A 14254-nucleotide genomic window follows, 5' to 3' on the forward strand; every position below is an offset into this window, starting at 1 on the left:
TCATTAGAGGCTTAGTCAGCTTGCTTGCGCAGGAACGCAGGAATATCGAGATAATCCGGTTCGCGACGAGCTTGCGGCTCGGCGTTGACCACCTTGGCCGGGGCCTCTTCCATCACGCGAGACTGCAGGGCTTCGCTGATCAGGGGCTGACGGGCCGGACGCTCTTGTACCATGTTGTTCTTCACCAGCGTGATGTCGGGCTTGCGCTCGGCACCGATACCGGTGGCAACCACGGTCACGCGCAGTTCGTCGTGCATTTCCGGGTCGATTACGGTACCCACCACCACGGTAGCGTTCTCGGAGGCGAAGGCCTTGACCGCGTTACCCACGGTTTCGAACTCTTCGATGGTCATGTCCATGCCGGCGGTGATGTTGACCAGGATGCCACGGGCACCGGCCAGATCCACGTCTTCCAGCAGCGGGCTGGAGATGGCTTTCTCGGCCGCTTCTTCGGCGCGGTCATCACCAGAGGCGGAACCGGTACCCATCATGGCGGTACCCATTTCACGCATCACGGTACGCACGTCCGCGAAGTCGACGTTGATCAAGCCCGGACGGGTGATCAGCTCGGCAATGCCCTGTACCGCGCCAAGCAGTACGTCGTTGGCAGCCTTGAAGGCGTCCAGCAGGGAGATGCCGCGGCCCAGCACCTTCAGCAACTTGTCGTTGGGGATGGTGATCAGGGAGTCGACGTTCTTGGACAGCTCTTCGATGCCGTGCGCAGCGAAGCCCATCCGCTTCTTCCCTTCAAAGGAGAACGGCTTGGTTACGACAGCAACTGTCAGAATACCCATCTCGCGGGCCACTTCGGCCACGATCGGTGCAGCACCGGTACCGGTACCACCGCCCATGCCGGCGGCAATGAACACCATGTCGGAGCCAGTCAGCAGCTCGCGCAGCGCTTCCCGATCTTCCATGGCCGCATCACGACCCACTTCCGGATTGGCTCCAGCACCCAGACCCTTGGTGATGCCACCGCCGATCTGCAGGGTTGTGTTGGCGCTGGAGTTACGCAGAGCCTGGGCGTCGGTGTTGACGGTAATGAATTCAACGCCTTCGATGTTTTGACGAACCATGTGCTCGACCGCGTTGCCGCCGCCGCCACCCACACCAATCACTTTAATGACGGCTTCGTCAGTGTGGCTATCCATAAATTCAAACATGTTGTCTCTCCGCTTTATTTGCCTGACTCAGCAAAATCTTTTAGAACTCGCCACGCAACCAGTTGCTGACCCGTTTGACCAGCCCACCTACGCTTGCCTTGGCGGCATATTCCTTGCTACTGCCGGTGGATTGATGGGTGCGGCCATACTGCAGCAACCCGACCGCGGTCGAGTACACAGGCGCCTGCACATAATCACTCAATCCCCGGATATTCATGGGCTCCCCTACCCGGACCTGGCTCTGGAAGATCTGCTCTGCGCACTCCACAATGCCTTCGATCTGGGCAGCGCCGCCGGTCAAGACCACACCGGCTGCAAGCTGATGCTTGACCCCCTGCGCTTTCAATTCGCTTTGTACCCGCACCAGCTCATCATTCACCATGGAGAGCAACTCGGTGTAACGGGGCTCAATCACTTCAGCCAGTGTCTGCCGCTGCAGGCTGCGCGCCGGACGACCGCCGACACTGGGTACTTCAATATTGTCTTCCTTGCTGACCAGCCGGCCGAGGGCGCAGCCATAGCGCACCTTGATCGCCTCCGCATCCAGCGGCGGGGTGCCGAAGGCATAGGCGATGTCGCTGGTCACCGTGCTGCCGGCGTACGGGATCACCTTGGTGTGACGCAGGGCGCCGCCGGTAAACAGCGACATGTCCATGGTGCCGCCACCGATGTCCACCACGCAGACACCCAGCTCTTTCTCGTCTTCGGTCAGCACGGCGTAGCTGGACGCCAGCGCGGAGAAGATCAGCTGATCCACCCGCAGACCCACCTTCTCCACACATTTCTCGATGTTGCGAGCCATGTCGTTGTGGCAGGTGATCAGGTGCACCTTGGCCGCCATCCGCACGCCGGAGAGGCCGACCGGGTTCTTGATCCCTTCCTGGTAGTCGATGGCGAACTCCTGGGGCAACACGTGCAGCACCCGGAGCTCATCGGACAACCGTACCGACTTGGCGGTGTGGATGACGTTGTCCACGTCTTCCTGAGTCACCTCTTCGTCGGAGATGGGCACCATGCCGGTTTCATTGCGACAGTCGATATGCTTGCCGGACAACCCCAGATAGACGGAGCTGATCTGGCAGTCGGCCATCATTTCAGCCTCTTCCACCGCGCGACGCAGGGACTTGACCACGGAATCAAGATCGTTGACCCCGCCCTTGTCCATGCCGCGAGAGGCGTGACTGCCCATGCCGATGACATTGAGCTCACCGTCTGGCAGCACTTCGCCAACCAGAACCGCCACCTTGGTTGTGCCGATATCCAGCCCGACAATCAGATTTCTATCTGCGGTTTTGGTCATTCACTTTCTCTTCGTTCTTCTTCCAGCCAACTGCCATTCCGGTGTCGTATCGAAGATCCACATAAGCAACCCGCTCACGAGGTTCGATGACCGGAAAGGCATCGATAAACCGCTGCAGTCGAAGCGCGATATCCGAGCGCCCCAAAAACAGCTGAATGTTGCCATCCAGGGTCAGTTCCCAGGCATGGCGGGGGGTCAGATTCACCCCCAGCAGCTTGTACCCTCTGGCCGCCAGCTGCGCCTCGTATTGACGGCTGGCCTCCAGCACCTTGACGGCCTGATCTTCTGGCCCGGACAGCTGCATCAGAGGGGTCTTCACCCTGTCCGGCGCACTGAACACCTCACCCTTGGTGTTGACGAAGCGGTTGCCATTCCAGCGGGCCGCAACCGCCTGTTCGGTGAGGTAGACCTTGATCTTGTTGGGCCACTTCTTGCGTACCGAGACCTGGGCCACCCAAGGCAAGGCGTTCAACCGCGCCTGCAATTCGTTCACATCCAACTCGAAGAAGTTGCGCAACTCGGCGCCATCCAGCACGGCGCTGCGCAGTTCATCGGTTTGCAAATACTGGTGTTGCCCCTGCAGCAACAGCTCGCTCATGGGCAACCGATTGGCATCCGTCAGCCAATCTTTAACATCCAGCGCGGTCTGGTAGAGGCCCCACATGACCAGGATGAAAAATCCCACCCCGGCGATGAAGCCCCCCTTGGTGCGCCCTTGTGCCCTTGCCTCCACCCGATCGATCCCCGTTTAACGCGCCATGCCGGCCCTTTGCAGACCGGTTCGCCATTATATAGGCCCCGGCTTGGCGGTCAAAATACTCATTGGGCCCTCAGGCGCCGGATTTCATGCTCTCTATGCTCAATTTCATCTCGCCAAGACGGCGAGCCAGTGCGCCGACGTTCCCTGCCCCCTGGGTCAGCACCAGGTCGCCCTCACCCACCAGCCCGGCCAGCACCGCCGGCACATCGTCCGGCGTCGCGACAAAGATGGGCTCCAGGCTGCCGCGGGAGCGGATGGAGCGGCACAGGGCGCGGCCATCGGCGCCCGGAATCGGCTCTTCACCGGCGGCATAAACCTCCAGCATCACCAGCACGTCCACCTTGGAGAGCACATCCGCGAAGTCTTCGTAGAGATCGCGGGTGCGGGTGTAGCGGTGCGGCTGGAACACCATCACCAACCGCTTCTCGGGCCAGCCGGCGCGAGCTGCATTGATGGTGACCTTGACCTCGCTCGGGTGGTGACCGTAGTCGTCCACCAGCATGGCCTTGCCGCGACCGGTCTCGAACTCGCCATATTGCTGGAAGCGGCGACCCACCCCTTCAAACTTGGCCAGCGCCCGGATGATGGCATCATCGCCGATCCCGTCCTCGGTGGCGACCGCAATCGCCGCGGCGGCATTGAGCGCATTGTGGATGCCGGGCAGATTGAGGGTCACCTCCAGCTCGCCGGCATCTTTGCGGCGCACCCGGAAGCGACTGCGGTTGCTGGTCTGCACGAAGTCCAGCACCTGCACGTCGGCATCATCACTCAGGCCGTAGGTGATGGTGGGACGGGCGATCTCCGGCAGCATGCCGCGGATCACCGGATCATCCACGCACACCACGGCCAGCCCGTAGAACGGCAGGTTGTGCAGGAAGTCGATGAAGGTGGCCTTCAGCCTGGAGAAGTCGCCACCATAGGTATCCATGTGATCCGCTTCGATGTTGGTCACGATGGAGACCATCGGCTGCAGATGCAGGAAGGAGGCATCGCTCTCGTCCGCCTCGGCAATCAGATAGCGGCTGCTGCCCAGGCGGGCATTGGTGCCGGCGCTGTTGAGCAAACCGCCGATGACGAAGGTCGGATCCCGGTCCGCTTCGGCATAGATGCTCGCCACCAGACTGGTGGTGGTGGTCTTGCCATGGGTGCCGGCGATGGCGATGCCGTGGCGGAAGCGCATCAGCTCGGCCAGCATCTCGGCGCGGCGCACCACGGGGATGCGCAGCTCGCGGGCGGCCAGCAGCTCGGGGTTGTCCTGCTTGATGGCGGTGGAGACCACCACCACGCTCGCCTCGTTCACGTGCTCGGCACTGTGGCCGACGAAGATATGGGCGCCAAGGGACTCGAGTCGCTCGGTCACCGCATTGCGGGCCAGATCCGAGCCGGTTACCTGATACCCTTCATTGGCAAGCACTTCGGCGATACCGCCCATCCCGGCACCACCGATGCCGATGAAGTGGATGCGACGCACGCGGCGCATTTCAGGGATAACGGTACGCAGTTTTGCCAGTTCAACCTTGGTCATAGTTCTCTCTCAATCTGCCCGGTCGCCAGGCGTTTGCACTCGTCGGCAACCCGCTCGGCGGCATCGGTAATGGCCACGCGACGGGCGGCCTGGGCCATGTTCAATAGGGTTTCCCTGCGCCCGGCAAGCCAGGAGAGACGGGCGGCCAGGGAGGCCGTCGTCAGCTCGGATTGGGGCAGGAATTCAGCCGCACCGCCGTCGACCAGGGTCAGGGCGTTGCGGGTCTGGTGATCATCCACCGCGTGGGGCAGCGGTACAAAAATGGCGGCGACCCCGGCGGCAGCCACTTCGGAGACGGTCAGCGCCCCCGCCCGGCACACCACCAGATCGGCCCAGGCGTAGGCACCGGCCATGTCCTTGATAAATTCGCTCACTTCAGCCGCAACGCCCTGCTTGGCGTAGGCTTCGGCCACCGCATCGCGATTGCCCTTGCCACACTGGTGACGCACCTCGATGGGCACACCGGCCGCCGCCACCGCTGGCGGCACCTGCTCGTTGAGCACCCGGGCCCCCAGGCTGCCACCGACGATCAGCAGCCGCAGTGGCTCGGCCCCGCTGCGCAACTGGGGATCCGGCAGCGCCACCACTTCGGGGCGTACCGGGTTGCCCACCACGGCGGTGCGACGGCTCGGCGCAAAGGCGCCCGGAAATGCCATCAGCACCCGCTTGGCGAGGCGAGCCAGCAACTTGTTGGTCAGGCCTGCGGCAGCATTCTGCTCGTGCAGCAGCAGCGGGATACCGGACAGCCAGGCCGCCACGCCACCCGGGCCGGAGGCAAAGCCGCCCATGCCGAGCACCACGTCAGGGCGAATGGTCTTGAGCACCCGGCGCGCCTGCAGCACGGATTTGACGATGCGATAGGGCGCCACCAGCAGACGCTTGATGCCGTTGCCACGCACCCCCTGAATATCGATGAAGGAGATGGGGTAACCATGGGCAGGCACCAGCTCGGCCTCCATCCGGTCGGCGGTGCCGAGCCAGTGAATGGTCCAGCCCTGGGCCTTGAGGCGATCAGCCACGGCCAAACCAGGGAACACATGGCCCCCGGTACCGCCTGCCATCACCAACAGCGTCTTGCTCACTAAACCTCCCGCACGCGCGCCTGGGCACTGGCCTGGCGCAACTCGAAATCGATACGAATCAACATGCTCACCGCCACCATCATGATGATGAGGCTCGAACCACCATAACTGACCAACGGCAGGGTCAGCCCCTTGGTCGGCATCATGCCGCTGGCTGCCCCCACGTTGACGAAGGTCTGGAAGCTGAACCAGATGCCGATGCCGATGGCCAGATAGCCTTCATACAGTCGCTCGGCCACCAGCGCCTGGTGCCCCAGCTTGAGCGCCTTGATTGCCAGCGCAAAGATGAGAAACAGCGCGCCCAGCACGCCCACATAGCCCAGCTCTTCACCCAGGATGGCGAACACGAAGTCGGTGTGCGCCTCCGGCAGGTACTCCATCTTCTGGATGGAGTTGCCAAGCCCCTCGCCAAACCAGCTGCCACGGCCGAAGGCCATCAGCGACTGGGTCAGCTGGTAGCCGCTACCGAACGGATCGGCCCAGGGATCGAGGAAAGAAGTCACCCGCCGCATCCGGTACGGTTCGGCGATGATCAGGGTCACCACGGCGCTCACCCCCACCAGGATGAGACCGATGAACTGCACCAAGCGGGCACCGGCCAAGAACAGCATGCCGAGCGAGGTGACGAACATCACCACCACCGAGCCCAGATCGGGCTGGGCCAGCAGCAGGATGGCCACCACGAACAGCACCGCCATCGGCTTCATGAAACCGATGAAACGCTCGCGCACCTCGCTCTGGCGGCGCACCAGGTAGCCCGCCAGATAGACGAACAGTGCCAGCTTGCCGAACTCGGCCGGCTGCAGGTTGAACGGGCCAAGCGGCAACCAGCGCACCGAGCCGTTGACGCTGCGGCCCACCAGCAGCACCAGCACCAGCATGACGATGGCCAGCAGCAGCATGGGGCCGTTGTAGTGCTGCCAGCGCGCCATCGGCACCTGCAGCACAAACCAGGAGATGCCGAGCGCCATCAGCAGAAACAGGCCGTGACGCTTCACGAACATGAAGGGATCGTTGTTGATGGCGATCCCCTCCGGGATCGAGGCGGAGGCCACGATCACCAGACCCACCGCCATCAGCGCCAGTGCCAGCACGACCAGCTGCCGGTCATAGAGACCGGCAGGGCGCGCCGGCAACAGCCAGCGCTGCAAGAAGCCTGCGACTGCGCGAAGGGCGTTCATAACTTCTGTACCAGCTCGGTGAAACGATCACCGCGCGCTTCGAAAGACTTGAATTGGTCCAGGCTGGCGCAGGCCGGCGCCAGCAGCACCCAGTCGCCGGGTCTGGCATCGGCAGCCGCCTTGGCGACCGCGGCATCCAGATCCACCACCCGCTCGGTCTGCTCACCCAGCGCCAGCAGCACCTCGGCATCCTGGCCGAAACAGTACATGTGATCGATCTGGCTGCCGAGCAGCGCCTGCACCGGGCCGAAATCCTGGCCCTTGCCCTGGCCACCGGCCAGCAGCAGCAGACGGCCCTTCACCGACTCGCGCACCCCGGCCACGGCAGCCAGGGTCGCCCCCACGTTGGTGGCCTTGGAGTCGTTGATCCAGCGCACCCCGTTCACCTCCCGCACGAAGCGGGCACGGTGGGGCAGGCCCTCGAAACGGCGCAGCACTCGCAACTGAGGCTCGCGCGGGATGCCGACCGCATCGCACAGGGCCATGGCGGCCAGCGCGTTGGCCTGGTTGTGGGCGCCGACGATCTTCATCTCGTCCACCGCCAGCAACGGCTCGCCGTGCAGGGTCAGCCAGTGACGGCCATCCAGCTCGCAGCGACCATAGCCGTTGCAGTCAAGGCCGAAGCTCTGCCACACCTGGCCCACGTCGGGCAGGGTCTGGGCATCGTCGCGATTGATCAGGATGTGCTGGGAATGTTGATGGATCTCCATCTTGGCGGCGCGATAGTCGGCCATGCCCTGATAGCGATCCATATGATCCTCACTAAGGTTCAATACCACGGAGGCGGCGGCGCGCAGGCTGTGGGTGGTCTCCAGCTGGAAGCTGGAGAGCTCCAGCACGCAGAGATCCATCGGCTGCTTGAGCAGTTCCAGCGCCGGCGTGCCGATGTTGCCACCCACCCCGACCTTGAGGCCGGCCTCGGCGATCATCTCGCCCACCAGGGTGGTGACCGTGCTTTTGCCGTTGGAGCCGGTGATGGCGATCACCGGCACCTGGGTCTCGCGCACGAACAGCTCGATGTCGCCGACGATGCGCACCCCGAACTCGGCGGCCGCTTGCAGTTCGGGCGTTGCCAGGGCAATGCCCGGGCTCGCCACTATCATGTGCGCCTGCTTGAGCAGCTCGCCATCCAGCCCGTGGATGAGTTCCACCTCGGCAGGCAGTTGATCCCTGCCGGGCGGGTTGGCGCGGGTGTCCATCACCAGCGGCGTCACGCCACGGCCGAGGAAATAGTCGACGCAGGAGAGTCCGGTTTTGCCGAGTCCGATGATGATGACCATGGCTTACCTCACCTTCAGGGTGGCGAGACCCAGCAGCACCAGCATGAGAGTGATGATCCAGAAGCGCACGATGACGCGCGGCTCCGGCCAGCCCTTCTTCTCATAGTGGTGATGGATCGGTGCCATGCGGAAGATGCGCACGCCGCGCAGCTTGTAGGACCCCACCTGCAGGATCACCGAGACGGTCTCCATCACGAAGACGCCGCCCATGATCACCAGCAGAAACTCCTGACGCACCAGCACGGCGATGGTGCCGAGTGCGCCGCCCAGCGCCAGGGAGCCCACGTCTCCCATGAACACCTGGGCCGGGTAGGTGTTGAACCAGAGGAAACCCAGACCCGCCCCGACGATGGCGGTACAGACGATCACCAGCTCGGAGGTATAGGGCACATAGGGAATATGCAGGTAGTTGGCGAAATTGACGTTGCCGGTGGCCCAGGCGATGAAGGCGAAGCCCCCCGCCACCATCACGGTCGGCATGATGGCCAGACCATCCAGGCCATCCGTGAGATTGACCGCGTTGGAGGTGCCGACGATGACGAAGTAGGTCAATACGATGAACATCAGCCCGAGTTGCGGCATCACATCCTTGAGGAAGGGCACCACCAGCTGGGTCTGACCGTCGTGAGTGGCGGTGGCATAAAGGAACACGGCCACCCCCAGCGCAACGGCGGATTGCCAGAAGTACTTCCAGCGGGCGATCAGGCCGTCGGTGTTCTTGCGCACCACCTTGAGGTAGTCATCGGCGAAGCCGATGGCGCCATAGGCACCCAGCACAAACAGCACCAGCCAGACGTAGGGGTTGTCGAGGCGACACCAGAGCAGCACCGAGATGAAGATGGCGGCGATGATCATCAGGCCGCCCATGGTCGGGGTGCCTTTCTTGCTCAGGTGCGACTCGGGTCCGTCATTGCGGATCACCTGGCCGAATTTGAGGATCTGCAATCGGCGGATGAGGCGCGGCCCCATCCAGAGCGCCACCACCAGGCCGGTGATGATCGACAGGATGGCGCGAAACGTCAGGTAGGAGAAGACGTTGAAGAAGGTGAAGTGCGGGGTGAGCAGTTCCGCCAGCCAGACTAGCATGTGGCTGACTCCTGACGGTCTTTGACCATCTCGACGATATCTTCCATGCGGGAGCCGCGGGCCCCCTTGACCAGGATCGCGATTTCTTGATGTGTATTTATCATTTGCGCAAGCACTTCAAACAACGACGCCTTGTTATCGAAATGTCGGCCAGCCGCGGCATCTGCGGTGTGGCGACTCTGTTCCCCTACGGTCAGCACGGCATCGAGGCCGCGCTCGCTGGCGTGGCGTCCGACCCGGGCGTGCTGCTCGGCGGACTCCTCACCCAACTCCTTCATGTCACCGAACACCAGCACCTTGTAGCCGCCCATGGCGGTCAGGGCATCGATGCCCGCCAGCACGGACTCCACGCTGGCGTTGTAGGTGTCGTCCACCAGGGTGAGACCACCCCAGCGCTGAACGCAGAAACGGCCCTTGACCGGTGCCATCTGCTCGAGCCCGGCCTTGACCGAGGCGAGCGAAGCGCCGAGCGCCAGCGTGCCGGCGGCGGCGGCCAGGGCGTTCGCCACGTTGTGACGGCCCGGGATGGCCAGGGTCAGGCTCACTTCACCCTGCGGGGTCACCATGACGAACTCGGCACAACCCTGCTGGTTGATCACCACGTTGCTGGCGTGGAACGGCTGACGCTGATCCTCGATGGAGAAGGCACAGTGGATCCCGCGCGCCTGCCACTTCGGCCAGAATTCGTTGTCGGCATTGACGATGGCAGTACCGCCCTCGCCCAGCCCCTCGAAGATTTCGCTCTTGGCGTGGAATACCCCTTCCAGCGAGCCGAAGCCCTCCAGATGCGCGGCCGCCACGTTGTTGATGATGGCGGCATCGGGTTTGGCCAACGAGGTCGTCCAGGCGATCTCGCCCGGGTGGTTGGCCCCCAGCTCCATCACCGCAAACCTGTGTTGCGGCTCGAGGCGCAGCAGGGTCAGCGGCACCCCCACCTCGTTGTTGAAGTTGCCGGCGGTGGCCAGCACGCCCCCTTCCTGACGCAGGATGGCGGTCGCCATCTCCTTCACCGTGGTCTTGCCGCAACTGCCGGTGATGGCCAGCACTTTCGGGTTGATCCGCTCGCGCACCAGCCGACCGAGGCGACCCAGTCCCTTGAGACTGTCGGTCACCACCAGCTGGGGGATCGCCAACGGCAGTTCACACTCGACCAGCAGGGCCGATGCCCCGGCGGCCACGGCCTGCTCGCAGAAATCGTGGGCATCGAAACGCTCGCCGCGCAGCGCAACAAACAGCGCGCCTGCGCCCAGGGTACGGGTGTCGGTGCTCACAGCCGTGATCGCTCCATCTTCACCAATCAGACGGGCATCGAGTACCTGCGCCAGCTCGGCAAGCCTGAGGGTCATCATGCGAATGACTCCAATAATGTGTGCAAGGCGGCCGCAACGGTTTCCCGGTCGCTGTAGTGCCGCTTGTCGGTTCCAATGATCTGATAATCCTCATGACCCTTACCGGCCACCAGGATGATGTCCTGTTTGCTCGCCTGGCTCAGTGCCAGCTGGATTGCCTTGGTCCTGTCGTGCTCGATCTGCACGGCGCCGGGATCGCGAAGACCCGCCACCATGTCGGCCATGATCCGGGCCGGCTCCTCGGTACGGGGATTGTCATCGGTCAGGATCACGCGATCCGCATGCAGCTCTGCCATGGCCGCCATCATGGGACGCTTGCCGCGATCCCTATCGCCACCACAACCCACCAGGCACCAGAGCCGTCCTTCACAGTGCACCCGCAGGGCCTGCAAGGCCTTCTCCAGCGCATCCGGCGTGTGGGCATAATCGACCACGGCGAGCGGCGCCTTGCCGCCACCGAAGCACTCCATGCGGCCGGTTACCGGCTGCAGTTGCGGCGCGCTGGCCAGCAACTCGTCGAAGTCATAACCGAGCACCAGCATGGCGCCCATCGCGGCCAGCACATTGCTGACGTTGAAGCGCCCGAGCAAGGGGGCGGATAATACACCATTCCCCCAGCTGGAGTTAATCTGCGTGCGAAAACCTTGCTGGTGGAAATGGGGATCCTGCGCCGTCAGCTGTCGCCCCGGGTGACCGGCCACCGGGCCGTGCACGCTGAACGCCACGGCGGCCGGATAGGCAGCCAGCCACTGGCGGCCCAACCGGTCGTCGGCATTGAGCACGGCGCAGGGTTCGTCCACCAGTTTCAGCAGCTCTTCCTTGGCGGCGCCGTAGGCCTCCATGGTGCCGTGATAGTCCAGATGATCCCGGCTCAGGTTGGTGAACACGGCGGCAGCAAACGGCAGGGCCGCGACGCGATGCTGTACCAGGCCGTGGCTGGAAACCTCCATCGCCACCAGATCCGCCCCCTGCGCTTGCAGAGCGGCCAGATTGGCCTGCACCTGCACCGCGCTGCCAGTGGTGTTTTCCGCTTCCACCAGCTCGCCGAACAGACCGTTGCCGATGGTGCCCATCACCCCGGCCTTGCCACCCAGCAGGGTACGCCAGTTGGCCACCAGCAGCGCCGTGGTGCTCTTGCCGTTGGTGCCGGTGATGCCCACCAGATCCAGCTTGCTGGCCGGCTGGTCGTAGAAATAGCCAGCCAGCTCGGAGAGCCTGGCTGGCAGACTCGGGATCCCGAGACAAGGCACGCTCAGCGCCGGTGCCACGAATTCACCGTCCTCTTCAAACAGTACGGCGGTCGCTCCCTGAGCCACCGCCTGTTCGATAAACCGTCTGCCATCCACCTGATGCCCGCGAATCGCCACGAAGAGACAACCGGGCCCGACCCGCCGACTGTCCAGCTGGATGTCGGTAAGCGCGAGCGCCGGGGCAGTAATGCCAAAGGGGCGCATCAGTTTATCAAGTGCGCGGGACAACATTGGAAGCCTCCCTACGGGCAAGTTTGGTGGGCACCGCAGGCGGCACCGCGTCAGGACGAATATTGAAGAGCTGCAGCACCCCGCCCATGGCCTCGGCAAACGGCGGCGTCGCCACGGCGCCACCGTAGTAGGCGTCGCCCTTGGGCTCGTTGATCACCACTACCATGACGAAACGGGGATTGCTGGCCGGGGCGAAGCCGGCGAACCAGGCCATGTAGTCCTTGCCGTAGCCACCCGCGACCGCGACCTTGGCGGTACCACTCTTGCCACCAACCCGGTAACCGGGGATCTGCGCTTTCGGAATGGCGTTGCTGACCACGTACTCCAGCGCCTGCAGCATGGCGGTGGCGTTGTTGTGATCGATGACCTGCTCCCCCTTGGGTGGCTCGGTCACCTTGACGATGGAGAGCGGCACCCGCTTGCCCTTGTTGGCCAGGGTGGCATAAGCGGAGGCCAGCTGCAGCGGGGTGACCCGCAGGCCATAGCCGAACGACAGGGTGGCCCGCTCGATATCAGACCAGCGCCGGCGCTGGGGCAGCATGCCGCTGCTCTCACCCATCAGGCCGCTGCCGGTGTCCATCCCGAAGCCCACCATGCTGAGGGTGTTGATCATCTCCTGCGCCGGCATCCGCAGCGCGATGCGCGACATGCCGATGTTGGAGGAGTAGCGCAGGATGTCGTACAGGTTGGTCGCCTTGTGGATACTCACGTCGCGGATCTGCTTGGCCCCAATGAACAAAGGGCCACCCGGAATGGTGTCCTTCCAGCTGGTAACGCCGGCTTGCAGGGCGCTGAGCAGGATCAGCGGCTTGACGGTGGAACCCGGCTCATAGGTATCGGTCACCACCCGGTTGCGCACCCGGAAACTCTGGTACTGACCGCGGTTGTTGGGGTTGTAGGAGGGGGTGTTGACCATGGCGAGCACTTCGCCGGTCTTGACGTCCAGCATCACCATGGAGCCGGAGGTCGCCTTGTTCTCGTCGGTGGCACGCTTGAGCGCCCGGTAGGCCAGCGCCTGCACCCGTTGATCGATGCTCAGCTGCAGGTCGTTGGCGTTCTTGCCCTCTTTGACCAGACCAAGCCGCTCGATGACCCGGCCCTGCCTGTCCTTGCGCACCCGCATCTCGCCAGGGGTTGCCGTCAGCCACTCGTTGTAGCTGCGCTCGATCCCCTCGATGCCGCTGCCGTCGATATTGGTTACCCCCACCAGGTGGGCGCTGATCTCGCCGGTCGGGTAGAAACGGCGCGCCTCGGGGCGCAGATAGATGCCACCCAGCTTGAGGCCCTTGATGTATTCCGCCACCGCCGGCGTCACCTGACGCTGCAGGTAGACGAAGCGCTTGCTCGGGTTGGAGATGCGGTGCTTGAGGGTATTGATGTCGAGCTTGAGCACGGCGGACAGGGCCAGCCAGGCCCGCTCGTTATGGATGGCGCCGGATTCGTGCACCGTCTTGGGATCGGCCCAGACGGCCTCAACAGGCACCGACACCGCCAGCTGTTCGCCGTTGCGATCGGTGATCATGCCGCGCACCGCCTGAGTGGCGGTGGTACGCAGCGAACGCATGTCCCCTTCCTGACGCAGCCGATCCGGGTCGATCACCTGGATCCAGGCCAGTCGCAGGATCAAGCCGGCAAACGCAATGCCGATGAAGAACACCAGCGTGCGAAAGCGCCACGGATAGAGTGACGGAGCTTTGACCTTGGGTTGGGCCTTGGCGGAAGCCTTGCGTTTCATGGTTGTGTAATTACCTTCTCGGTGGTCACCAGCGGGCGAGCCATCTGCAACTTGTCCATGGCCAGACTCGCCACCCGGGAGTGCTCGGCCAGCGTGCCCTGCTCCAGCAACAGGTGCCGCCATTCGATGTTGAGGCGATCCTCCTCCGCCATCAGGTCGTTCTGCTTGGCCGTCAGACCGCGGGTCATGTTGGTCACCAGGATCACCGCAAAGGCGGTGATCAGCACGGCGATGGCCAGCACCACCTGTAGCTTGTGCCGCCAGAGATCACCGAGGATCTCCCTGGCCAGATGAACGCGCACCTCGCTCATG

12 protein-coding genes are annotated in these 14254 nt (G+C 63.6%); all 12 read right to left on the minus strand.

The window, feature by feature from the left end:
- Positions 1-11 precede the first annotated feature (11 nt).
- Positions 12-1163, minus strand: a complete 1152-nt coding sequence (gene ftsZ, locus OKB87_RS13770) for a cell division protein FtsZ (RefSeq protein ID WP_005305686.1) — start codon at positions 1161-1163, stop codon at positions 12-14.
- 40 nt (positions 1164-1203) lie between these two features.
- Positions 1204-2463: a cell division protein FtsA gene (gene ftsA, locus OKB87_RS13775; protein WP_005305690.1), complete on the minus strand. Its 1260-nt coding sequence runs from the start codon at positions 2461-2463 to the stop codon at positions 1204-1206.
- A complete protein-coding gene (locus OKB87_RS13780; protein ID WP_017409434.1) occupies positions 2444-3196 on the minus strand; it encodes a cell division protein FtsQ/DivIB in 753 nt (250 codons plus the stop codon). The genes ftsA and OKB87_RS13780 overlap by 20 nt, the downstream gene beginning before the upstream one ends.
- Positions 3197-3293: 97 nt before the next feature.
- A complete protein-coding gene (gene murC, locus OKB87_RS13785; RefSeq protein ID WP_016352177.1) occupies positions 3294-4748 on the minus strand; it encodes a UDP-N-acetylmuramate--L-alanine ligase in 1455 nt (484 codons plus the stop codon).
- Complete coding sequence (gene murG, locus OKB87_RS13790) at positions 4745-5830, minus strand: undecaprenyldiphospho-muramoylpentapeptide beta-N-acetylglucosaminyltransferase (protein WP_011707580.1); 1086 nt, start codon at positions 5828-5830, stop codon at positions 4745-4747. Before murG ends, murC begins: the two co-directional genes overlap by 4 nt.
- Positions 5830-7011 carry a cell division protein FtsW gene (gene ftsW / locus OKB87_RS13795; RefSeq protein WP_016352178.1) on the minus strand — a complete coding sequence of 394 codons (1182 nt, stop codon included), beginning with the start codon at positions 7009-7011 and terminating at the stop codon, positions 5830-5832. The genes murG and ftsW overlap by 1 nt, the downstream gene beginning before the upstream one ends.
- Positions 7008-8291, minus strand: a complete 1284-nt coding sequence (murD, locus tag OKB87_RS13800; RefSeq protein WP_270827761.1) for a UDP-N-acetylmuramoyl-L-alanine--D-glutamate ligase — start codon at positions 8289-8291, stop codon at positions 7008-7010. The genes ftsW and murD overlap by 4 nt, the downstream gene beginning before the upstream one ends.
- A 3-nt stretch (positions 8292-8294) precedes the next feature.
- Entirely contained in the window at positions 8295-9377 is a 1083-nt protein-coding gene (gene mraY, locus OKB87_RS13805) for a phospho-N-acetylmuramoyl-pentapeptide-transferase (RefSeq protein WP_011707583.1), read from the minus strand.
- On the minus strand, positions 9371-10726 hold the full coding sequence (locus OKB87_RS13810) for a UDP-N-acetylmuramoyl-tripeptide--D-alanyl-D-alanine ligase (RefSeq protein WP_270827762.1): 1356 nt from the start codon (positions 10724-10726) through the stop codon (positions 9371-9373). The genes mraY and OKB87_RS13810 overlap by 7 nt, the downstream gene beginning before the upstream one ends.
- A complete protein-coding gene (gene murE, locus OKB87_RS13815; RefSeq protein ID WP_270827763.1) occupies positions 10723-12207 on the minus strand; it encodes a UDP-N-acetylmuramoyl-L-alanyl-D-glutamate--2,6-diaminopimelate ligase in 1485 nt (494 codons plus the stop codon). Before murE ends, OKB87_RS13810 begins: the two co-directional genes overlap by 4 nt.
- On the minus strand, positions 12188-13942 hold the full coding sequence (locus OKB87_RS13820; RefSeq protein ID WP_270827764.1) for a penicillin-binding transpeptidase domain-containing protein: 1755 nt from the start codon (positions 13940-13942) through the stop codon (positions 12188-12190). The genes murE and OKB87_RS13820 overlap by 20 nt, the downstream gene beginning before the upstream one ends.
- Positions 13939-14253, minus strand: coding sequence for a cell division protein FtsL (gene ftsL / locus OKB87_RS13825; protein ID WP_005305726.1), 315 nt, complete (start codon positions 14251-14253; stop codon positions 13939-13941). Before ftsL ends, OKB87_RS13820 begins: the two co-directional genes overlap by 4 nt.
- Position 14254 lies beyond the last annotated feature (1 nt).

Origin of the sequence: Aeromonas sp. Y318-1 (genome assembly GCF_027706125.1) — a bacterium.
Classification (GTDB): Bacteria; Pseudomonadota; Gammaproteobacteria; order Enterobacterales; family Aeromonadaceae; genus Aeromonas; species Aeromonas hydrophila.

What these genes read in the sequence shown, in the direction of transcription:
- ftsZ (WP_005305686.1), bottom strand. Translation starts at nt 1,163, where the DNA reads ATGTTTGAATTTATGGATAGCCACACTGACGAAGCCGTCATTAAAGTG.
- ftsA (WP_005305690.1), bottom strand. Translation starts at nt 2,463, where the DNA reads ATGACCAAAACCGCAGATAGAAATCTGATTGTCGGGCTGGATATCGGC.
- murC (WP_016352177.1), bottom strand. Translation starts at nt 4,748, where the DNA reads ATGACCAAGGTTGAACTGGCAAAACTGCGTACCGTTATCCCTGAAATG.
- ftsW (WP_016352178.1), bottom strand. Translation starts at nt 7,011, where the DNA reads ATGAACGCCCTTCGCGCAGTCGCAGGCTTCTTGCAGCGCTGGCTGTTG.
- murD (WP_270827761.1), bottom strand. Translation starts at nt 8,291, where the DNA reads ATGGTCATCATCATCGGACTCGGCAAAACCGGACTCTCCTGCGTCGAC.
- mraY (WP_011707583.1), bottom strand. Translation starts at nt 9,377, where the DNA reads ATGCTAGTCTGGCTGGCGGAACTGCTCACCCCGCACTTCACCTTCTTC.
- OKB87_RS13810 (WP_270827762.1), bottom strand. Translation starts at nt 10,726, where the DNA reads ATGATGACCCTCAGGCTTGCCGAGCTGGCGCAGGTACTCGATGCCCGT.
- murE (WP_270827763.1), bottom strand. Translation starts at nt 12,207, where the DNA reads ATGTTGTCCCGCGCACTTGATAAACTGATGCGCCCCTTTGGCATTACT.
- OKB87_RS13820 (WP_270827764.1), bottom strand. Translation starts at nt 13,942, where the DNA reads ATGAAACGCAAGGCTTCCGCCAAGGCCCAACCCAAGGTCAAAGCTCCG.
- ftsL (WP_005305726.1), bottom strand. Translation starts at nt 14,253, where the DNA reads ATGAGCGAGGTGCGCGTTCATCTGGCCAGGGAGATCCTCGGTGATCTC.